The 22439-nt window shown below is 64.7% G+C and carries 9 protein-coding genes; 1 reads left to right on the top strand and 8 read right to left on the bottom strand.

From position 1 onward, the window contains the following. The first annotated feature begins 232 nt into the window (after positions 1 to 232). The gene (locus tag JOY50_RS10170; RefSeq protein ID WP_243055155.1) at positions 233 to 11059 is read left to right on the top strand and encodes a peroxidase family protein; all 10827 of its coding nucleotides are present in this window, start codon (positions 233 to 235) and stop codon (positions 11057 to 11059) included. Between the two features lie 246 nt (positions 11060 to 11305). On the opposite strand, the gene JOY50_RS10165 is transcribed toward JOY50_RS10170, so the two are convergent. The 8 genes from JOY50_RS10165 to JOY50_RS10130 form a co-directional block, all read right to left on the bottom strand. Then, a complete protein-coding gene (locus JOY50_RS10165) occupies positions 11306 to 12091 on the bottom strand; it encodes an ABC transporter ATP-binding protein (protein ID WP_132839717.1) in 786 nt (261 codons plus the stop codon). A gap of 11 nt (positions 12092 to 12102) precedes the next feature. Next, entirely contained in the window at positions 12103 to 12858 is a 756-nt protein-coding gene (locus JOY50_RS10160; RefSeq protein WP_132839720.1) for an ABC transporter permease, read from the bottom strand. 10 nt (positions 12859 to 12868) lie between these two features. Beyond that, complete coding sequence (locus JOY50_RS10155) at positions 12869 to 13621, bottom strand: ABC transporter permease (protein WP_132839723.1); 753 nt, start codon at positions 13619 to 13621, stop codon at positions 12869 to 12871. 258 nt (positions 13622 to 13879) lie between these two features. After that, the gene (locus JOY50_RS10150) at positions 13880 to 16327 is read right to left on the bottom strand and encodes a TonB-dependent siderophore receptor (RefSeq protein WP_138736741.1); all 2448 of its coding nucleotides are present in this window, start codon (positions 16325 to 16327) and stop codon (positions 13880 to 13882) included. 140 nt (positions 16328 to 16467) lie between these two features. Further along, positions 16468 to 18711, bottom strand: coding sequence for a TonB-dependent receptor (locus JOY50_RS10145; protein WP_138736740.1), 2244 nt, complete (start codon positions 18709 to 18711; stop codon positions 16468 to 16470). Between the two features lie 205 nt (positions 18712 to 18916). Then, positions 18917 to 19975, bottom strand: a complete 1059-nt coding sequence (locus tag JOY50_RS10140; RefSeq protein WP_132839730.1) for an ABC transporter substrate-binding protein — start codon at positions 19973 to 19975, stop codon at positions 18917 to 18919. After that, complete coding sequence (locus JOY50_RS10135; protein WP_243055154.1) at positions 19972 to 21036, bottom strand: ABC transporter substrate-binding protein; 1065 nt, start codon at positions 21034 to 21036, stop codon at positions 19972 to 19974. The genes JOY50_RS10140 and JOY50_RS10135 overlap by 4 nt, the downstream gene beginning before the upstream one ends. A gap of 18 nt (positions 21037 to 21054) precedes the next feature. Beyond that, a complete protein-coding gene (locus JOY50_RS10130) occupies positions 21055 to 22206 on the bottom strand; it encodes an LLM class flavin-dependent oxidoreductase (protein ID WP_243055153.1) in 1152 nt (383 codons plus the stop codon). Between the last annotated feature and the right edge of the window lie 233 nt (positions 22207 to 22439).

Below are 22439 nucleotides of genomic sequence, written 5' to 3'. Positions count from 1 at the left end.
GTGCGAGCTGGGGTCGATACAGGTGCGTTACACCTGTTGCGCACGGTTAACAGGGCTTCCTACCCCACCGGTGGGGGCCGGCTTGCAAGCAATGAGGCTGTGGCGCCCGCACAAAAAACTGCGCCACTGAGCCCATAACCACCAACCAGATACTGCGCACGTCAACACTGACTGGGCGCGGGAAGGACCCTGTTGCCCTGTGATTTCTCCCGAAAGATCGAGGGCAATTGCAATGGCCAATTTCAGCAAGTCGGACCTGGAATTCATTCTCAAACAAATCTTCATCGCCGAAGCCCATGCTGACGGCGCCAGCCTGAGCGACCTGCTGCCCAACAGCCAGGTGCCGTTCGGCCTGCGCACCGTCGATGGCAGCTTCAACAACCTGGTGGCTGGGCAGAGCGAGTTCGGCGCTGCCGACAACTCGTTCCTGCGCCTGCTCGATGCCTCCTACCGTGCCAACTACGTGGGCACCGGCAACGTCGTCGATTCGCAACCGCGTACCATCAGCAACCTGATCGTCGACCAGACAGCCAACAACCCGGCGGCGGTCGAAGCCAATGGCGGCGCCGCCCCGGTGATAAGCCCCGGTATCGATGGGGTGTTCGGCACCGCCGACGACAAGCCGGTGTTCTTCATCCCCAACGTCTCGCCGGACGTGGGCCTGACTGCCGGCTTCAACGCCTGGATGACGTTCTTCGGGCAGTTCTTCGACCACGGCCTGGACCTGGTCAGCAAGAGCAGCACCGACATCGTGTTCATACCGCTGCGCCCGGATGACCCGTTGTACGTGGCCGGCAGCCCGACCAACTTCATGGTGCTGTCACGCGCCGTACGCACCGCCGGCGCCGATGGCGTGGTGGGCACCGCCGACGATAGCCAGCCCAACACCACCTCGCCGTTCGTTGACCAGAGCCAGACCTACAGCTCGCACCCCTCGCACCAGGTATTTTTGCGCGAGTACACGCTCGATGCCGCCGGTGACCCGGTGGCCACAGGCCGGCTGATCACCAACCGCGACCTTGGCGCGGATGGCAAATTCGGCACCGCCGACGATGGCAACAGCGAAAACGGCGGCATGGCCACCTGGGCGGTGGTCAAGGCCCAGGCCCGTGACCTGCTGGGTATCAACCTGACCGACGCCGACGTGCACAGCGTGCCGTTGCTGGCCACCGATGCATACGGCAACTTCCTGCGCGGGCCAAACGGCATGCCGCAGGTGGTAATGCGCGTTAACAACGGCGCCGACGGCATTGCCGGCACTGCCGATGACGTCACCCAACTGGTCGAAGGTAACCGCGCCGCGCCCATCAGCCTGGCCAATGCCGTGAGCACTGGGCATGGCTTCCTGGACGACATCGCCCATAACGCCGCGCCTGTGCTGGTTGGCGGCGTATTGCAGGCCGACACTGACATTGCCGTTGGCAACGCTCAGCCTATGGGCCCGGGTGGCAACAACCTGACCTACGACAACGAACTGCTCGACGCCCACTACATCGCTGGCGACGGTCGGGTGAACGAGAATATCGGCCTGACGGCTGTGCACCACGTGTTCCACTCCGAACACAACCGCCTGGTGCAGCAGACCAAGGACACCCTGCTGGCCGCAGGCGACCTGGCATTCCTCAACGAATGGCTGATCGACGACGTTACCGCCATCCCCACTACGCCTGCCGGCATCGCCGCGCTGGTATGGGATGGCGAGCGGCTGTTCCAGGCGGCCAAGTTCGGCACCGAAATGCAGTACCAGCACCTGGTGTTCGAAGAGTTCGCCCGCACCATCCAGCCGCAGATCGACGAGTTCCTCGCCCCTAACGGTTACGACACGTCGATCAACCCGGCCATCCTCGCCGAGTTCGCCCATGTGGTGTACCGCTTCGGCCACTCGATGCTGACCGAAACCGTCGACCGCTTCGACCCGGCGTTCAACCCGGTGTCTGCCGACCCCGACAACCCCGACCAGCAACTGGGCCTGATTGCCGCCTTCCTCAACCCGCTGGCGTTCGCTGGCAGCGGTGCCACCGCCGACGAAGCGGCCGGTGCGATCATCCGCGGCGTTACCCGCCAGCTTGGCAACGAAATCGACGAGTTCGTCACCGAAGCCCTGCGCAACAACCTGCTCGGACTGCCGCTGGACCTGCCCGCGCTGAACATAGCCCGGGGTCGTGATACCGGTATCCCCAGCCTGAACGAGGCGCGCCGCGAATTCTATGCGGCAACGGGTGACAGCCAACTCAAGCCCTACATCAGCTGGGCCGACTTTGCCGACCACCTCAAGCACCCGGCATCGCTGATCAACTTCATCGCGGCCTACGGTACTCACTCCACCATAACCGCAGCCACCACCGAAGCGGACAAGCGCGCCGCCGCAGTGGCGCTGGTGCTTGGCGGTAGCGGTTCACCACTCGACCGCCTGGACTTCCTCAACGGCACCGGCGCCTATGCCAACGTGACGCTGGCCGGCAAGGACGGCATCGCCGGCACTGCCGACGACATTACCGGCGTGACCGTGACCGGGGTGGATGCCATCGACTTCTGGGTCGGTGGCCTGGCCGAGCAGAAAATGCCCTTCGGCGGCATGCTCGGGTCCAGCTTCAACTTCGTCTTCGAAACCCAGCTGGAGGCGCTGCAGAACGGCGACCGTTTCTACTACCTGTCGCGTACGGCGGGTATGAACTTCGGTACGGAACTGGAGAACAACTCCTTTGCCAAGCTGATCATGCTCAACTCCGATGTCACCCACCTGTCCAACACCGTGTTCCTCACGCCTACCTTTACCCTGGAAGTGAACCAGGCCAACCAGTTCACCGGGCTGGGTGCCGACGGCAAGGCCGACCCGACGGGGGGCATCGAGATAAACGGGGTAGAAATCGTACCGCTGGTAATTCGCGACAACCCCGACACCGTGGGCCCCGACGCCAACTACCTGCACTACACCGGTGAAGACCATGTGGTGCTGGGCGGCACGGCCGGCAACGACATCATCCTCTCGGGCGAAGGCGACGATACCGTTTACGGCGATGCCGGCGACGACGTGCTCGAAGGTGGCGCAGGCAACGACGCAGTGCTGGGCGGAGCCGGCGATGACATCATCACCGACGCGTTCGGCGACAACCGTCTGGAGGGTAACGCCGGTAACGACGTGATCGTCGCCGGCAGCATGCTGGCGGCCGGCAACCTGATCCTGGGGGGCGACGGCCAGGACTTCATCATCACCACCGAGGACATTTCCACCACCTTTGGTGGCCAGGGCGATGACTTTATCCTCGGCGCCAAGACCAACCTGCCACCCACCGGCAACGAGGGCGATGACTGGATCGAGAAGGGTACCCAGGACGGTGCGCCCGGTGACAACTTTGCGCCGCTGCTGGGTGACGAAGTGGTCGGCAACGACATCTTCGTCGGTGGCGGTGGCTTTGACGAAATGATCGGCGAGGGCGGCGACGACATCTTTGTCGGCAGCGATGCCCAGGACAAGATGGACGGCATGTCGGGCTTCGACTGGATCACCAACAAGAACGACAAGGTCGGCGTCACCGTTGACCTGAGCCTGGCAGCGCTGGCCCAGCCCCACGGCAATGCGCCAAACCAGAACGCCGGGGTGTTCAACCCGGTCGGCGCCTCGCCGGCCAGCATCCTCGACCGCTTTGCCGAGGTCGAAGGGGTGTCCGGTTCGAACTACGCCGATGTGCTCAAGGGCGATGACGTCGATGCCGTGACCATCCTCAACCATGGCGGCGCCACCGGCAGTGCGCTGACCAACGTGGCGCTGATCCGTGGGCTGCAGCAGTTTTTGGCGGATGCCGGGTTGCCTACCACAGGCTTTGCCACCGGCAACATCATGCTCGGCGGCAATGGCAGCGACCTGATCGAGGGCCGTGGCGGCGATGACCTGATCGACGGCGACAAATGGCTGAACGTGCGGATTGCCGTGTACGCCCCGGGCGACGTCAACCACACCGGGCCCGAGATCGCCAGCTTCGACAGCATGGTCGACATGATCCCGTTCATGCTCGACCGCACCTATAACCCGGGCCAGCTGAAAGCCGTGCGGGAGATTCTGCCCGGCACCTCCACTGGCGGCGCGGCCTTTGACACGGCCGTGTATTCGGGGGTGCAGAGCGAGTACGTGGTAACCCAGAACACCAAAGGCACGGCCGATGTCGCGGATGATGTGTGGACGGTGACCGATACCGTGGCTGGCCGCGACGGCGTCGATACGCTGCTGCACATCGAACGCCTGCAGTTCGCCGACAGCCAGCGCGTGCTGGTGACAGGCGTGAACGCGCAGCCCACTGGCAGCCCGACCGTGACCGATGGCAACGGCGGGGTGATCACGGTGGGCGATATGCTCTCGGTGAGCGTGGCTGGCGTGCTCGACGCCGACAATATCAGCGCGGGCAACCCGGCAGGCACGCTTGCCGACCGTTCAGTGTCGTACTACTGGCAGTTCGAGTCCGACCCGGGCAGCGGTGTGTTCGAGGACATCATCCTGCTACCGGCCGGTGACCTGGCGTTTCAGAGCGCCGATGGCACCGCGTTCAAGGTGTCGCCAGACCTGGCCGGGCTGAGCCTGCGGGTCAAGGCGATCTACCAGGACGCCCATGGCACAACCGAGGTGTTGTATTCCGCACCCACGGCGGTGGTGCAGCCAGGCGCACCGGTGGTGCCAACGCCGGTCACTCCGGTCGTGGACGCCACGGCAGGGGGCGAGGGGCTGCACATGGTGCGCTCTGACCTCAACTTCATCCTCGACCAGATCAAGATCGCCGAGGCCGATGCCGCCGGGCAGGACATCCTCTCGCTGATCCCCAACATCCGCGCGCCCTTGGGCCTGCGTGCAGTCGATGGCTCGAACAACAACCTGATGAACCTCAACGGCAACAACAACACCCAGTTCGGTGCTGCCGACAATGTCTTCCCGCGTCTGACCGACCCGGTGTTCAACCCGGCAGAAGGTGCACCGGCCGGCTTCTTCGGCCCTGGCTCGCCGGCCATTCCAGGCTCGTCGTACCAGCAGACCAGCGGCCCGGTGTTCGACTCGCAGCCGCGCACCATCAGTAACCTGATCGTCGACCAGACCTCCAACAACCCGGCAGCCTATGCCACCGCGTATGACCCAGGTGCCGATGGCGTGCTCAACTTCGGCACGCCCGGTAACGACGACGTCCTCAAGGACGGCGTGCGCATTGTCGCCAGCCCGGGCATGGATGGCCAGTTCGGCACCACGGACGACCACGATGTGTACCTGTTCGAAAATACCGCTGCCGATGCCGGCCTGTCTGCTCCGTTCAACGCCTGGATGACATTCTTCGGGCAGTTCTTCGACCATGGCCTCGACCTGGTCACCAAGGGTGGTTCGGGGACTATCTACATCCCGCTGCAATCCGATGACCCGCTCTACGTGGAGGGTGGTTTCACCAACTTCATGGTGGTGACCCGTGCCACCAACCTGCCAGGGCCGGATGGCATCCTCGGCAACGCCGACGACATCCGCGAGCACACCAATACCACCACGCCGTTCGTGGACCAGAACCAGACCTACAGCTCGCACCCGTCGCACCAGGTGTTCCTGCGTGCCTACCTGTTGACCGACGACGGCCCCGTTGCCACTGGCCGGCTGATCACCAACCGTGACCTGGGCGCCGATGGCAAGTTCGGCACTGCCGACGACACCGAGATCGGCGGCATGGCCACCTGGAAAGTACTCAAGGCCCAGGCCCGCGACGTGCTTGGCATCAACCTGACCGATGCCGACGTCGACAACGTGCCGTTGCTGGCGACCGACGCCTACGGCAACTTCATCAAGGGGCCGAACGGCTACCCGATGGTGGTGATGAAGGGCCTCGACGGCATTGCCGGCACTGCCGATGACCAACAGGTCGAAGGCAACCCGCTGGCGCCGCTCGACCTGACCAACGCCGTGCGCACGGGGCACCAGTTCCTCGCCGACATTGCCCATAACGCGGTACCCGTGTTCAGTGGCGGCGTGTTGGCCCCGGATGCCGACAACGTTGCCGGCAACGCTGTGCCGGTCAACCCACAGACCGGGGCCAACCTGGCCTACGACAACGAACTGCTGGACGCGCATTACGTCGCCGGCGACGGTCGGGTCAACGAGAACATCGGCCTGACAGCCGTGCATGCGATCTTCCACTCCGAGCACAACCGGCTGGTGGCGCAGACCATGGACACCGTGCTCGACTCGCACGACCTGGCCTTCCTCAACGAATGGCTGCTCAACCCGGTAACCGCATTGCCGGTTACCCCGGCCGAGATCGGCGCATTGGTATGGAACGGCGAGCGGTTGTTCCAGGCGGCCAAGTTCGGTACCGAGATGCAGTACCAGCACCTGGTGTTCGAGGAGTTCGCACGTACCGTGCAACCACGGGTCGACCTGTTCTTTGCCCCGACCCAGGTGTACGACGTCGACCTCGATGCGTCGATCGTGGCCGAGTTCGCCCACACCGTGTACCGCTTCGGCCACTCGATGCTGACCGAGACAGTCGATCGTTACGACATCGACTTCAACGTCATCAAGGACCCGGCCAGCGCCAACCCTGACCAGCAACTGGGCCTGATCGCGGCATTCCTCAACCCGTTGGCCTATGCCGCCAGTGGCGTTACCCCCGAGGATGCCACCAGCGCCATCGTCCGCGGGGTCACCCGTCAGGGTGGCAACGAAATCGACGAGTTCGTCACCGAGGCACTGCGCAACAACCTGCTTGGCCTGCCACTGGACCTGCCGGCGATCAACATCGCCCGTGGCCGCGACGTTGGCATCCCGTCGCTGAACGCCCTGCGCCGCGACATCTACGGGCAAACCGGTGATACCCAGCTCAAGCCGTACACCAGCTGGGTCGACCTGGTGCAGCATCTGAAGCACCCCGAGTCGCTGATCAACTTCATTGCGGCTTATGGCACCCATAGCACTATCACCGGGGCCACCACACTGCTGGAAAAACGCGCTGCGGCCATGGCCCTGGTGTTCGGTGGCGATGGCGCGCCGGCCGACCGCCTGGACTTCCTCAACAGCAGCGGTACCTGGGCGAATGTAACCCTGCCCGGCAAGGATGGTGTGCTGGGCACCGCCGATGACTTGAAGGCGGTGACTATCACCGGTGTCGATGCCATTGACCTGTGGATCGGCGGCCTGGCCGAAGAGAAAACCCCGTTCGGCGGCATGCTCGGCAGCACCTTCAACTTCGTCTTTGAAAACCAGATGGAGAAACTGCAGGACGGCGACCGCTTCTACTACCTGGAGCGCACCTCCGGCCTGTCGATGAACGCCGAGCTGGAAAGCAACTCCTTCGCCAAGCTGATCATGGCCAACACCTCCGCCACCCACCTGCCGGGCCTGGTGTTCTCCGACCCGGGCTTTTACCTGGAAGTCGACCAGAGCAAGCAGTTCAACGCAGGCCTGGGCAACGTCGACCCACTGGGCGAAAACGGCGAGCAGGTGGTGTTCCGCGACAGCCCGCTGACGGCTGGCCCGGACACCAACTACATCCGCTATGCCGGTGCCGAGCACATCGTGCTGGGCGGTACCAACGGTGACGATATTCTGGTGTCCAGCGAGGGTGACGACACGGTCTGGGGCGATGGCGGCAACGACCGCATCGAGGGGGGTGACGGCAACGACCAGCTGCGTGGTGGTGCCGGCGACGACATCATCAGCGACATGGGCGGTGACGACAACATCCAGGGCGGCGACGGCAACGACGTGCTGCACGGCGGCAATGGCGTCAACCTTATCATCGGCGGTTTCGGCAACGACTTCATCGTCACCGGTGAAGATGCCTCCGAAGCCATAGGCGGCCAGGGCAACGACTTTATCCTGGGCAGCAAGGCCAACGAGCAGGACATGGGTAACGAAGGTGACGACTGGATCGAGAAGGGCACCTCGGACGGTGCGCCTGGCGACAACTTCGACCCGCTCGGCAACGACCCCATCATCGGCCACGACGTGTTCATCGGCGGCAACGAGAACGACAAGTTCAACGGTGAAGGCGGCGACGACATCATGGTCGGCAGCCTGGGCTTTGGCGACCGTTACATCGGTGGCTCGGGCTACGACTGGGCAACCTTCAAGGGCCTGGCCCAAGGTGTGACCATCGACTATACCGACCGCTTCTTCGACGTGCCGCCAGTACCGGGCTCGGGCGCTTCGGCGTTGGTCCGCTTCGACATCATGGAAGGCCTGTCGGGCTCGGCCCATGGCGACTTCCTGCGCGGTGACAACGAGGACGCCACTTCGCTGCCCACCGCGGGTGCCACTGGCAGTGTGCTGACCAACATCAACCTGATCAACGGCCTGTCCAGCCTGCTGGCCGCCGGTGCAACGTTCTACGATGGCGGCAATATCATCCTCGGCGGCAGCGGCAGCGATCTGATCGAAGGCCGTGGCGGCGACGACATCCTTGACGGTGACAAGTGGCTGAACGTGCGCATCAGCGTGCGCGCCAACCTCGATGGCACTGGCCCGGAAATCGCCAGTTACGACAGCATGGAGCCGATGGTGCCGCTGATGCTCAACGGCACCTACAACCCAGGCCAGCTGGTGATCGTGCGGGAAATCCTCAACGGCACCGACAACTACGACACGGCGGTGTTCTCGGGGGTGGCCACCGATTACAGCGTGGTGGTCGATGGCAATGCGGTGATCGTCACCGACCTGGTGGCCGGGCGCGATGGTGTCGACCACCTGACCGGCATCGAGCGGCTGCAGTTCTCTGATCGCTCGCAAGCCTCTGGCGTGGGAACCGCCGTCAACGCTGGCCCAACGGGCCACCTGGTGATTCTCGACGCTGCCACCGGGGTGCGTGATGATACACCGGTCAGCGGCCAACTGCTGCGCGTGACACCGCTGGCGGTACATGACGCGGACAACGTCAGCGCCGCCAACATCACCGGCGCGGTCAACGGGCCTGCGGCCTATTACTGGCAAGTCGAGACCCTGCCGGGTTCGGGAGTCTATGAAGACATCACCTTTGTCGCCGCAGGCGAGGTCCAGCGGGCGACGGGCGCCACCTACCGGGTCACGGACGATGTGGCTGGCCTGAGCATCCGTGTACGTGCGGTGTATCAGGACGCCAAGGGCACACTGGAAATCGTCGATTCGTCGACGAACAGCGCGCCGAGCGCCGGGCCGACCGTGACGGGGCTGCTTGTGCAGAACCAGACGCTCACCGCCAACCCGGCAACCATCGTCGATGCCGACGGCCTCAGCAACCCGCAGTTCACCTTCCAGTGGCAGTCCAACCGGGGTGTCGGCTGGGTCAACATTGTTGGCGCCATCAGCAGCACCTTTGTCCTCACCCAGGCGCAAGTGGGGCAGAACATGCGGGTGGTGGTCAGCTATGTGGATGACTTCGGCGTGCACGAAAGTGTCGCCTCCGACATCCTCGACCCGGTCGCCAACGTCAACGATGCACCGACCGGTGCAGTGTCGATCAGCGACACCACGCCAGACCAGGGCCAGTCGCTGACCGCGCTCACGGGCGGCATCGCCGACCTGGACGGGCTCGGTGCCTTCAGCTTCCAGTGGCAGCAGGGCACTGGCGGCACCTTCAGCAACATTGTCGGCGCCACCGCCGCCACCTTTACCCCAGGCTTTGCCCAGGGCAACCAGCAGTTGCGGGTGATCGTGCGTTACACCGACGGCTTCGGCACCCTGGAGTCGCTGACCTCAGCCGCGACGGCTGCAGTGGTGGTGCCGCCAGGCGTGACACTGGTGGGCACCAACGCGGCCAACACCCTGACCGGCACGGCGGGCAATGACGTGATTTCGGGCTTGGGCGGCAACGACACGCTCAATGGCCTGGGCGGCGCCGACCAGTTGTTCGGCGGGCTTGGCAACGACATCCTCAACGGCGGGGACGACCCGGACGTCCTCAATGGCGACGATGGCAACGATACCCTCAACGGTGGGCTTGGCGCGGATGCCATGAATGGCGGTGCCGGCAACGACAGCTTCGTGGTCGACAACGCCGGTGACACGGTGACAGAGGCGCTGAACGGTGGGACCGACCTGGTGCAGACCAGCCTGGCAACCTACACCCTGGGTGCCAACGTCGAAAACCTGACCTACACCGGCAGCAGCAGCTTTACCGGTACCGGGAACGCGCTGGCCAACACACTTACCGGCGGTGCCGCCAACGACGTGCTCAATGGCGGTGCGGGGGCCGACCGCCTGGTCGGTGGTGTCGGCAACGATACCTATGTGGTCGATAACGCCGGTGATGTCGTGGTCGAGGCCACCGGGGCAGGTACCGATACTGTCCGCACCACGCTCGCCAGCTATACGATGGCCGCCAACGTCGAGCTCCTGACCTTTACCGGGGCGGGTAACTTCACCGGTATCGGTAACGGCTTGGCCAACACCCTCAACGGCGCAGCAGGCAACGACACGCTCAATGGTGACGGTGGCAACGACATCCTCAACGGCAATGCCGGTAACGATACCCTGAACGGCGACGCCGGCAACGACCAGCTGTTCGGCGGGCTTGGGGCCGACAGCCTGAACGGTGGCGGTGGCGACGACAGCCTCGACGGCGGTGACGGCAACGACACGCTGCTGGGTGATAACGGCAACGACACCTTGCTGGGCGGCATTGGTGATGACAGCCTGGACGGCGGCAACGGCAACGACACACTGCAAGGTGGCGACGGCAACGACACGCTGTTTGGTGACGTCGGCACCGACACCTTGATTGGGGGCGCTGGCAACGACTTCCTCAACGGTGCGGCGGGCAACGATACGGTGGTGGGTGGTGCCGGCAACGACACGATGATGGCCACTGACGGCAATGACGTGTTCCAGTTCGCGGCCGGCTTCGGCAACGACCTGATCATCAACTTCGATGCCATTGCGGCCGGTGGCCAGGACCGGCTGGATATCACCGCCCTCAACATCACTGCGGCGACCTTTGCCGCCAGCGTCACCATCGCCGATGTTGGCGCGGATACGCTGGTTCACATCGGCGCTGCCGACTCCATCCGCCTGGTGGGGGTGGCGGATGCGACCACGGTGAATGTAGCGGACTTCATCCTGGCAGGTTGAGAACCTGAGGAACAAGTTGTTGGCTTGAAATACAGGGGCTGCTGCGCAGCCCATCGCGACGCAAGGCCGCTCCTACAGGGGATCGCATACCTCTGTAGGAGCGGCCTTGTGTCGCGATGGGCCGCAAAGCGGCCCTTGGCTTACTTGCCGGCTAACCCGCCCGCCATGCCAGCATAGTATTTCTCATCGAACAGATTGTTCACGTTCAGTGTTGCAGCCCCCGTCAATCTTTCGGTTCACCGCCTCTCAATGCCCCACCAGCTCCCCCAGCAACCGCTGCTTGTACCCCTGCAACACCTGGCTGTCCCGCTGGCGCGGGTGCGGCAGGTCAATGCGCAAGTCCTCGCGAATCCGCCCCGGGTGCGCGTCCATCACGATCACCCGGTCACCCAGGTACAGTGCTTCCTCGATGTCATGGGTCACCATGATCACCGTGCAGCGCTCCTGCACCCAGATGCGCTGCAGCTCCTGCTGCAAGCGTACCCGGGTCAGGGCGTCCAGCGCGCCGAGCGGTTCGTCCAGCAACAGCACCTTGGGCTTGTTCACCAGCGCCCGGGCAATTGCCGCGCGCTGGGCCATGCCACCGGACAACTGGTGCGGGTAGGCCTGCTCGTAACCACTCAGGCCCACCAGTTCGATGTGCTCGGCCACCAGGCGGTTTTTCTCCACCGCAGGTAGCGCATGGTTTTTCAAGGCAAGGGCAATGTTCTGCTGCAGGGTCATCCACGGGAACAGGCGGTGGTCCTGAAACACGATACCGCGCTCCAGGCCAGGCCCGCGCACCGGTTGCCGGTCCAGCAGGATCTGCCCCTGGTAGTCCTGGTCGAGGCCGACGATCAGCCGCAGCAGGGTGGATTTGCCACAGCCGCTGGCGCCGACAATGCTGACGAATTCGCCAGGGCGGATGTCCAGATCGATGCCTTCGAGCACCGGCACATGTTTGCCCTTGAGCGGGTACGCCTTGTTCAGGCCGCGAATGGTCAGCGCGCCAGTACTGGCGGTGGTGGGTAATGCGTGGGCGATGGCGTTCATGGTCGGGCCTTTCAATGGTTGGTGCGCCAGCGCAGCAGGCGGCGGGTGAGCAGGGTGCACAGCCAGGACATCAGGTAGCCACTCAGGCCGATGCACAGTACGCAGACCACGATGATCTCCATGCGCGCCGCAGCTTCGGCGTTCATCATCAAGCTGCCAAGGCCGGCCCCGGCAGACAAAAACAGCTCGCTGCCCACCGAGGTTACCCAGGCAAAGGCCAAGGCTTGCAGTACCCCGGCGGCAATGCCTGGCAGTGCGGCGGGTAACAGGATCAGCCAAAGCTGCTGCCAGCGGCCGAGCATCAGCACCCGGGCCGCTTCGCGGTGTTGGCCAGCTACCTGACGCAGGCTTTCGAAGGTGTTGAGTACCATCGGGTACAACGCCGCCAAGCTCACGATCAGCAGCTTGGCGCCTTCGCCATTACCCAGCCACAGGGCGATCAGCGGGATCCAGCCCAGCATCGGCACCTGGCGCAAGGCATGGAACAGCGGCGCGATCAGGCGGTTGGCAGGTGTGGACAGGGCCATCAACGCACCCAGGCCGACCCCACCGACAATGCCGATGGCCAGACCGCTGCAGGTGCGTAACAGGCTGGCCCACAGGTTGATCAGCAACTCACCGCTGCCCAGCAGTTCGGCCAGTGCTGTGCCCACCTGCGCCAGCGGCACGAAGGCGTAGGCCCCGGCTGCACCTTGGCGCGAGGCGTACTCCCAGGCGCCGAGCAGCAATAGCGGCACTACCAGGCCACGCAAATCAGGTCGTTTCATCACAGCCTCCTCAACGGCTTTGCCAGGCGGACAAATGGCGTTCCACGCGTCGCAGGGTGAAGTCCAGGGTGAAGCCGATCAACCCCGTCAGCACTACCCCGACCATCACTACATCGATGCGCAACATCTGCCGGCCCATCTCGATCATCTGCCCCAGGCCGCTGTCGGCTGCCAGCAACTCGCACGCCACCAGCACTACCCAGGCGCGGGTCAGTGCCACGCGTATACCGGTGACGATCGCCGGCACCGCAGCGGGCAGGGCAATCCGCCCCACCAGCGTCGGCCAGCGCAGGCGGTATACCGCAGCCACTTCGAAATGGCTGCGTGGGATCGCGCGGATACCTTCGCAGGTGGCCAGTGCCACCGGGAAAAACGCAGTCTTGGCGACGATGACCACCTTGAAGGTTTCATCCACGCCAAACAGCAGCACGAACATCGGGATCAACGCGATGCTGGGCACCTGGCGCAGGGAGTGGAACAGCGGTGCGCAGTAGGCCTCCACGGTTTTCGACAACGCCAGCGCCGCGCCAAAGCCAAGGCCGGCCAGCGCGCCGCCGGTAAAGCCCAAGGCCAGCCGCGACAGGCTGCCGGCCAAGTGCTCTTGCAACTCGCCGGTGGCCAGCAGGTCGGTGAGGCTGTGCCATACCTCCAGCGGCGGAATAAGCAGGTTGGCCGGAAACAGCCCGGCATAGGCCACCACGGCCCAGCAGGTAAGCAGGGCCAGTGGGGAGATGAACCAGGAAAGACGAGAAAGCACGCGCATGGCTGGCCTTGGGAAAGCAGAGGGTAGAGGTGTATCGCAAGAGCTGTGCCAGGGGGCGCAAGCCCCGGATTGCGGCGCTGGAGGGGGAGGGTGATGCTCTAGCAGCAGCGAGGTGCTGCTAGAGCAGCAGTCAGTCAGCAGTATCGGTGCTGGATTCTTCGCGGGCTTGCCCGCTCCCACTGGATGGCACCCGTCTGCGAGCCTGTGCAGTACCTGTGGGAGCGGGCGAGCCCGCGAAGAAGGCAACCTGGTTTCAGCTTAGAAGTCGTAACTCACGCTGGTGTAGTAGAACGCCCCCTGCGCGCCCTCTGGACTGGTGATGGAGTACTTGGGCACGCCATACAGCTGTGCACCCTTCGCTTTGTCCGGGTGGCTGTCGAACAGGTTGATCGCGCCCGCCGACAACGTCAGGCCCAGGTCGAAGCGGTACGACACGTCCAGGTCGGTCACCCATTGCGGGCTGAAGGTCTGGTCCAGCGTCGGGTTGGCGGCGTTGCGGTTCTTCCATTCACCATAACGGCGCTGGGCGATGGTGACGCTCCAGCCGTCATACAGCCAGTTGGCACTGAGGGTCAGCTTGTCCTCGGGGGTGCCGTCTTCGATCAGCCCCTGGGTGTTGCGGCCGATAATCTGGCTGCCAGGGATGCCGCCCACATCATCCAGCCCGGTTATACGGGTGTTGTTACGCGCGTAGCCACCGTTGAAGTCCACGCGCCCCCAGCGACCTGCATCCAGCTGGTAATGCCCGGCCAACTCGAAGCCATCGGTGCGCGTGTCGGCGATGTTGGTATAGAACGCCGCGCTTTGGATGTTGGCGTAAGGGGTGCCGGCGAAGATCGGGCCCACCACCGATGCAGGCAGCTGGTCGGACAGGGTGATGCGGTTGTCGATGTCGATACGGTAGGCGTCGAGTGTGACCGAGGCGTTGGGCAACGGCCGCCAGACCAGGCCCACGGAGAAGTTGGTCGATTCCTCAGGTTTCAGCGCCTTGCCGCCAAGCAGGGCCGCTTCCGGGCTGTCGGCGCGCAGGGTGCGTTGCTGCACCTCGACCCAGTTGCCACTGCCTGGGGGCTGTTCCACCACCTGTACACTAAATGACGACAACCCGCTCTGCACCAGCGAAGGCGCACGGTAGCCGGTACTGGCGCTGGCGCGCGCGGCAATCTGCGGGGTGAAATCGTAGCGCAACGACAACTTGCCATTGGTGGTGTCGCCGAAGTCCGAATAGTGCTCGCTGCGCACGGCCACGCCGGCCTGCAACTTCTCGGTCAGCTGGGCTTCGACATCGAAGTAGGCACCGATCACGCGGCGGTCCAGTGACACGGCATCGACCTGGGTGATGCCCGAGTAGTAGCCAGGGATGCGTCGGCCGGTGATGGGGTCGATGGTATTGAACAGCGGCCCGTTGGACCAGCCGGCGGCGTCCCCTTCGCTGAGGTCGTAGTTTTCCTGGCGCCAGGCCAGCCCGGCGGAAACGGTCAGCGGCTTGAACAGCCAGTCGTTGGCGAAGTCGCGAGTCCAGTCCAGGGTCAGGTTGGTCTGGTCGGCTTCGCGGCGGCCGGTGTAGATGGTCGACGGGCTGGCGCTGCCCCAGCTGGGGTTGATGGCGTCGCGGTCGGTGGAGTCGACCCGGTTATTGCCGTAGTTCAGCGCCAGGTCGAATTTGCCCAGGGCCTGGTCCTCGAAGCGCAGGCCACCGGTGACGGCAAAGTCTTCCAGGCCGTAGCGGGTGACCGGCAGGCGGCCGTCCGGGTAGCGCGCCAGGGCTACGCTGCCGTAGTTATTGCGCAGCGTGGTGGGCGGGTCGAAGAAGTTCTCGGCATCCGTATTCTTGTGCGCATAGGTGGCAAAACCATAGGCGCTCAGCCCCTCGCTCAAACCCATTTCGGCGTTGGCGGTGAAGTTGTACTGGTCCGAGACATTGCCCGAACCCCAGCGCCAGTTGCGGTAGCGGTTGTTCTGCTCGCGCGCCGTGTCGATGCTGGTGGAGCCGGGGTAGAACAGGCGGTTGTCGTCGCGGGTGTCGCTGGCGGGGTCCTGGCTGCCGGCGTCGAAGGCCAGGGTCAGGAAGCCGTCGTTGGGCAAGGCAAAGCCCTTCCAGCCGCTGAGCTTGCGCTGCAGGCCATCGCCTTTCTTGTAGCCGCCGAAGCGGTAGCCGGCGTTACCGCCTTCGTCGCGCTCCTTGAGCACGATGTTGATTACCCCGGCAATGGCGTCCGAGCCGTACTGGGCGGCCGCGCCGTCGCGCAGGATTTCTACCCGTTCGATGGCCGACAGCGGGATCAGGCTAAGGTCCACGGCTGCCGCGCCACGGGCGTTGACCAGGCCCTGGCGGGTGACGTTGGCGCTGGTATGGCGGCGCTTGCCGTTGACCAGCACCAGCACCTGATCGGAAGCCAGGCCGCGCAGCGAGGCGCCCTGGGCGATGGAACCGGCAAAGGCGCCTTGGGGCGACTGCGGGAAGCTGAACGAGGGCGAAAGCGCGGTGAGTGCTGCGGACAGGTCGCTGGCGCCGGTTTCCTGGAGTTTTTCACCGCTCAGCACATCGACCGGGGCGGCGCTTTGCAGGGCGGTGACGTCGCTGCGATGGGTGCCGACCACGACCACGGTGTCGAGGCGGTCGGCGGGTTCGGCGGCGAATGCAGGCACGGCGAGGCCGGCGATGGCCAGGGCGATGGCGCTGGCCAAGGGGTTGTGGTGGGGCATGGGGTGTTCCTGCTGAATGATGTATTGGCAGTGCTGGCCCTATCGCCGGCAAGCCAGCTCCCACAGGTCCCTACAGGTTTCAGGCCCTGTGCTGCACCTGTGGGAGCTGGCTTGCCGGCGATAAGGCCCGAAAGGGCAACCTAGAACCGGCTGGTAACGCTGAGCCCGACGGTGCGCGGGTCGCCGTAGGTGATCACGTACTGCCCGGCGGTGCCGTTGGGCCGGCCGTGCACCTGGTAGCGGCGGTCGGTGAGGTTGTTGACGAAACCGGTCACGCTCAGCTTGTCGTCGTGGCTGAACCAGCTCAGGCGGGCGTTGGCCAACGTGTAGTGCGGCTGGCTGAGGGTTTCGTCGGCGCTGCTCTGGCGGTCGGCCAGGAAGTACTCCTTGTCACGGAAGCTCACATCGCCCCCTGCCACCAGCTTGCCGCCCACTTCCAAAGGAATGGTGTAGTCGGCTCCAAGCGACACCACGTTGCGCGGCGAACGCACGAAGCTGTTGCCGCTGTAATCGCCGGTTACCGCGCCAGTGGTGGGGTTGGTGTTCTTGAAGTCGGTGTATTCGGTGTCAAGGAACGACACCGCCGCGCGCAGGTGCAGGCGCTCGGTCGGCTGGCCTTCGATCTCCAGCTCCGCACCCTTGACCTTGCCCTTGGCGCCGTTGGTCAGTGCGGTGGTGAGCACGCCGTTGTTCACCGTCAGCAGGTTCACCTGGATGTCGGAGTAGTCGTAGTAGAAGAGGTTGGCGTTGACGGTCAGGCGGCGGTCGAACCACTCCGACTTCAGCCCCAGCTCATAGGCATCCAGCTCTTCCGGGTCGACCGTGGTGAGCTGCGCCAGGCTGGTCGACAGCCCGGTGTTGAAGCCGCCCGAGCGGAAACCGTGGGCGTAGCGGAAGAACACCCGCAGGTTGTCGTTGATGCGGTACTCGGGCGTCAGGTCGTAGGTCCAGGCTTCCCAGGTCTTGTCTTCCTGGCGATTGCCGTTGGTGCCCACGCCACCCAGCGGGACCAGCGGACCGTTGGCGGTGGCGCGGGTCAGTTGCACCAGGTCCAGGTCGATGTCCTTTTTCTCCTGCGTCCAGCGCAGGCCGCCAGTGACGCTGAAGTCGTCGGTGAAGTCGTAGGTCAGGTTGCCAAACAGCGCGTAGCTGTCGGTGCGGTGGTCGAAGCCCATGTCGCGGAACGCCGTGGTGCCCACCTGGTTCGAGCCGGTACCGTTTGGCGTCGGCCCAGGGGTGACCACCCGCTGTGCCGAGCTGTCGAGGTCTTCGTGGAAGTAATGCGCACCCAGCAGCCAGTGCAGCGGGCGGTCTTCCGGCGAGGCCAGGCGAAACTCCTGCGACCATTGGCGGTAGCTGTTGTCGGTGATCGACGCGCCGTTGACCTCGTAGGGGGTGTAGTCGGCGTCGCTGGTGGAGCGGTTGCGGATGTAGTCGTAGGCGCTGATCGAGGTCAGCGTGTAGTCGCCCAGGTAGTAGTTGAACGTCAGCGAGGCGCCGTCGTGGTCCAGGCGGTAGTCTTCGTTGACGTTCAGCGAGATGTCGCGGCCATGCGGGCGTTCGTAGCCGACGTTGTAGTAGCGGCCCACGGGCAGCGAACCATTGCTGCCGTCGCCCTTGAACTGGCGGCTGTGCACCTTGAGCAGGGCGTCCAGGTCGGGGTTGAGCTGGGCCAGGAACTGCAGGCGGATGGCTTTCTTGTTCACATCGCCATAGGTGTTGCCGTCGAAGTCGTTGTTCTGGAATCCGTCACGCTCCTCGGAATACAGCGCCACTCGCCCGGCCAGTTTTTCGTCCACCAGCGCGCCACCGATGGCACCGGTGACGATGCGTTCGTTCTTGCTGCCAAAGCCTACGGTGCCATAACCGTCGGTGTCGAAGGTGGGCTTCTTCGAGATCACGTTCACTGCACCGGCAGTGGTGTTCTTGCCATACAGGGTGCCTTGGGGCCCACGCAGAATTTCGATGCGCTCCAGGTCAAACAGCGGCCCGCCGCCGGCGATGGGGGCATTGAGGTAGACGTCATCGGCGTAGATGCCCACCGGGAAGACCGTAGCCGCGCCGGTGTCGCCGGTGCCCAGGCCGCGGATATACCAACGCGGGCGGCCGTCGCCGTCGGGGTTCTTGGCCGAGGCGTTGGGCACGAAGGTGGTGATGTCGCCCATCGAGCGCACGCCATCGGCGGTGATGCTGGTGCCTTTGATGGCCGATACGGCTACCGGTACTTCCTGCAACGTCTGCTCGCGGTGCTGGGCGGTGACCGTGACGGTTTCCAGGGCCGGTTCGGTTTTATTGTCTTCGTTGGCGGCGATGGCCTGGCTGCCGGTGCCGGCCAGCAGCAGCGCCAGGCTGATCTGGCGGGCCAGTGGATTGAGCTGGTGCATGGTGGATCTCCCCGTATGTAAAGCGTTGTTGGGGAGAGCTAGAGCAGGGACTGTGCCATGTTGTTAAGTTGTTGAAATATAAGGATTTTATTAAGAGTTTGAGGGGGTGTTGCAGATTGGGCAGCAGTGGGGTGCTGGGCGGGTGCTGCTGGGGCAGCAGTGGCGGGGCTGAGATTGTTGGGGCCGCAAAGCGGCCCCAACAATCTCAAACCGCCAACCGCGAAGTCGACCCGATCACGCTTTCAAGCACACGAAAATCAATCCACTCGCGCACATCGAAACGCCGTGGAATGAACCCCCACCTGAACAGGAACTCGGTAAAGTCCTGCAGCGCCTCGATCGAGCGGCTGTCCAGGGTAGTACGCAGGCGCCGATGCGCATCATCGCCATAGGCCGCCGCCACCCAGTACTCGCTGGTGTTCAGCTCGCGCGCCAGAAAGCGCCGGGTCTCCTCCGGGTTAGCCCAGGCCCACTGCTCGGTGCGTAGCACGGTGTCGACCAGCGTGCGGCTGGCATCGAAGTGGTTTTCCAGCAAGTGCCGGTCCACGGTCAGCGCGCGCGGGGTGCCGTTGTTGCTGCGGATCAGCGGGTCGGGGTGGCTGCCCGTGTCGACCACCACCCTCAGGCCGAACTCGTGGGCCAGGTGCACCGCATGCGCACCCTTGAGGAAGATGGCGTCGATGTCGCCACGCAGCAGGCCGATGAGCTCATTGTTGCGGCGGCTGAAGCGGCTGGTGTCCAGGCTCACTTCGGCGCCGTACAGGTGCTGCTTGGCATCGTCGCTGTAGGTGCCGCCGTAGGGGTAGTCGACCAATTCCACATCGGCTACCGCCAGGCCTTCGAGTTTCAGGGCGTTTTCCAGCCCGCGCAGGGCCTGGGCGCGGGTGAAGTCGATCTGTACGTTGGCCCACTTGGGTATGCCGAAGCGGCGGTTTTTCAGGTCGCGAATGCTGCGTACGCCGCTTTCTTCGGTGGTGAGGATCAACTGCACCTCATCGCTCCACGACAGCCCCAGCACGCGGGTCTCGACGCCGCTGGCGTAGGCCCAGATTGCCGGGATGTTACCGCCGTGGCGCACCGAGTTCTGCAGGTGATGGTCGTAGTGGGCTTCGCGCACCTCGCGTTCGCTGGACTCGCGCAGCGACTGGATATTGGTGCCAAATGGCGTAAAGGCCTCGGCCAGCCGCCCCGACTGCACGGCGATGCCGAGGCCGGTGGGCACGGGGCTGTGGGTGTACCAGAGCGTTTCCAGGGGCTTGGTCATGGGGTAACGGGTTTCCTGTCCATTTGGAGGGGGGCCAGCAGTTGGTCCAGTGGTTGGCGAGAGATCCAGTCGTGTACCTCGAAGCGCGCCGGGATGAAGCGCCAGCGCTTGAGGAACTCGACAAAGTCCTGCAAGGCGTCGATGGCCTGTTCTTCCAGGCGCGTGCTCAGGCGCAGGTGGGCGTCAGCGCCATAAGCCACTTGCACCCAGTACTCGCTGCTGTTGGTTTCCCGCGCCAGGTAGCGGCGGGTTTCGTCGGGGTGTTGGTGGGCCCAGCGTTCGGCGCGCAGCACTGAGCCGAGCAGGGTGCGCACCACCTGCGGGTGCTGCGCCAGCAGGTGGCTGTCCACCGCCAGGGTGCGTGGCGTGCCGTTGTTGCTGCGGATCAGCGGGTCGGGGTGGCTGCCTGTGTCGATCACCGTGTGCAGGGCAAAGGCGTGGGCCAGTTGCACGGCGCTGGCGCCCTTGAGGAAGACCGCGTCGACCTCGCCGCGCAGCAGGCCGGCCAGCTCCAGATTGCGGCCTTCGCTCTGGGTGCTGGACACCGGTGTGCCGGCCACGTTGCGCACCGGGCGGTCGCTGAAGGTGCCGTCGTAGCGGTAGTTGACCAGGTCCACGTCGCCCACTTGCAACCCTGCGAGCTTGAGGGCGTTTTCCAGCCCACGCAGTGCCTGCGCGCGGGGGAAGTCGATCTGTGCCGAGGCCCAGTCGGGCAGGCCGAAGCGGCGGCCCTTGAGGTCTTTTACGGTGTGGATGCCGCTGTCTGGGCGGGTGAGGACCAACTGCGCCTCATCGGCCCACGACAGGCCGATGACCCGGGTGTCGCGGCCCTGGGCGCGGGCCCAGATGGCCGGAATGCTGCCGCCGTGGCGTACCGAATTGAGCAGGCTGTGGTCGAAGTGCGATTCGCGCACCGCCTGCTGGTCGGCTTCACGCAGGGACTGCACCTGGGTGCCGAGGCCGGCCAGGTCTTCCTGCAGCCAGCCTTGCTGCACGGCAATGCCCAGGCCGGTGGGCACCGGACAGCGGGTGTACCACAGGGTATCGAGGGGTTGGCTCATGTTCAGCTCCGGTCGGGTTCAGGCGCTGGCCTGCAGAGGGGTGGTGGTGGCAGCCTGCTGCACCAGCGGCAACACTTCCTGGCCGATGCGCAGGGCCTCTTCCAGGTGCGGGTTGGCGGCGAGGATGAAGGTGCTGAAACCGGCATCGCGGTATTCGGCCAGGCGTTCGGCGATATTCTGATGGCTGCCCACCAGGCCTACGGTGGGGCCGGGCTTGGCCTTGGCGAAGCCGGCCCATAGGTTGCGCGCCAGGATCAGTTCGTCGAAGCCCTGCAAGCCTTGGTGATAGGCCGCCTGGCGTGCACCGCCGACAGAGTCCGAGCCGGTCACAAAGCCCTTGGCGCTGGCGCTGGCCTTGCCTTCCAGGCGCTCGAACTGCTGGCGCAGCTCGCGCCAGGCTTGTTCTTCGGTTTCGCGGGCGAACAGGTCGACACGCAGGCCGAAACGCACGGTGCGGCCCTGCTTGTCGGCCAACTCGCGCACGCGTTCGATATGCGGCTTGAGCTTGTCGATCGGCTCGGCCCAGTTCAGGTACACATCGGCGTGGCGCGCGGCCACGTCCAGTGCGGCATCGGAAAACCCGGAGAAGTACACGCCCGGTTTGCGTTCGTGTTGCAGGCCCGCCGGCAGGCTGCCGTTTTCCAGGCGGTAGATATCGCCTTCGTAGGAAAAAGTGTCCTGTGTCCAAAGGCCCTGGATCACGTCGAGGAATTCGCCGGTGCGCTTGTAGCGCAAGTCATGCTCCAGGAAGTCGCCATTGGCCCGTTGGCTGGCCGGGTTGCCGCCGGTGATGATGTTCCAGTCCAGCCGGCCACCGCTGAGGTTCTGCAGGATTGCCGCCTGCTGGGCGGCGTAGGCGGGCAGGGTCCAGGTGGCCTGGAAGGCGATCAGGAAGCGGATGCGCCGGGTTTCGCGGGCCAGCGCGGCGGCGGCTATCCACGGCTCCGGGCCGGTGGGCAGCAACGCGCCTTCGAACCCGGCCAGCTCGGCGGCCTTGGCGACCTGGGCGATGTAGTCGATGTAGCTGAAACCGTCAGCCTGGCCATCGGGCAGGCGGCCGGGGGCGATGTTGCCGGGGCGGTGCGCGGGGTTGCCGCGGTTGTGGCGGTCGGTGGACAGCTGCGGGCCGTCGGTGCCCAAGGGCAGGCGCCAGAAAAATTCGGTGGTCATGGGGGCTCCTGAAGGGGGAGTGTGTGCGGATGCGGAGGGTGGTGCAACGGCTGTGCCATGCGTGGTGCGTGGCCTGTAGGGCGGGGGTTTGAGAAGCAGACGGGGAGAGGGGTGCTGCTGTGGCAGCAGTGCGGCAGCAATGGATGCTGGGGTAGCAGCATGAACAGGCCCGGCCTCTTCGCGGGTGAACCCGCTCCCACAGGTACCTCACAGGTATTGAATGCTGTGGTGAT

The sequence above is a fragment of the Pseudomonas sp. BP01 genome (genome assembly GCF_022760795.1).
Classification (GTDB): Bacteria; Pseudomonadota; Gammaproteobacteria; order Pseudomonadales; family Pseudomonadaceae; genus Aquipseudomonas; species Aquipseudomonas putida_Q.
The sequence above is the reverse complement of the archived record's forward strand: the minus strand, read 5'-3'. Positions and strand labels throughout refer to the sequence as shown.

What these genes read in the sequence shown, in the direction of transcription:
- JOY50_RS10160 (WP_132839720.1), bottom strand. Translation starts at nt 12,858, where the DNA reads ATGAAACGACCTGATTTGCGTGGCCTGGTAGTGCCGCTATTGCTGCTC.
- JOY50_RS10150 (WP_138736741.1), bottom strand. Translation starts at nt 16,327, where the DNA reads ATGCCCCACCACAACCCCTTGGCCAGCGCCATCGCCCTGGCCATCGCC.
- JOY50_RS10165 (WP_132839717.1), bottom strand. Translation starts at nt 12,091, where the DNA reads ATGAACGCCATCGCCCACGCATTACCCACCACCGCCAGTACTGGCGCG.
- JOY50_RS10155 (WP_132839723.1), bottom strand. Translation starts at nt 13,621, where the DNA reads ATGCGCGTGCTTTCTCGTCTTTCCTGGTTCATCTCCCCACTGGCCCTG.
- JOY50_RS10140 (WP_132839730.1), bottom strand. Translation starts at nt 19,975, where the DNA reads ATGACCAAGCCCCTGGAAACGCTCTGGTACACCCACAGCCCCGTGCCC.
- JOY50_RS10135 (WP_243055154.1), bottom strand. Translation starts at nt 21,036, where the DNA reads ATGAGCCAACCCCTCGATACCCTGTGGTACACCCGCTGTCCGGTGCCC.
- JOY50_RS10145 (WP_138736740.1), bottom strand. Translation starts at nt 18,711, where the DNA reads ATGCACCAGCTCAATCCACTGGCCCGCCAGATCAGCCTGGCGCTGCTG.
- JOY50_RS10130 (WP_243055153.1), bottom strand. Translation starts at nt 22,206, where the DNA reads ATGACCACCGAATTTTTCTGGCGCCTGCCCTTGGGCACCGACGGCCCG.
- JOY50_RS10170 (WP_243055155.1), top strand. Translation starts at nt 233, where the DNA reads ATGGCCAATTTCAGCAAGTCGGACCTGGAATTCATTCTCAAACAAATC.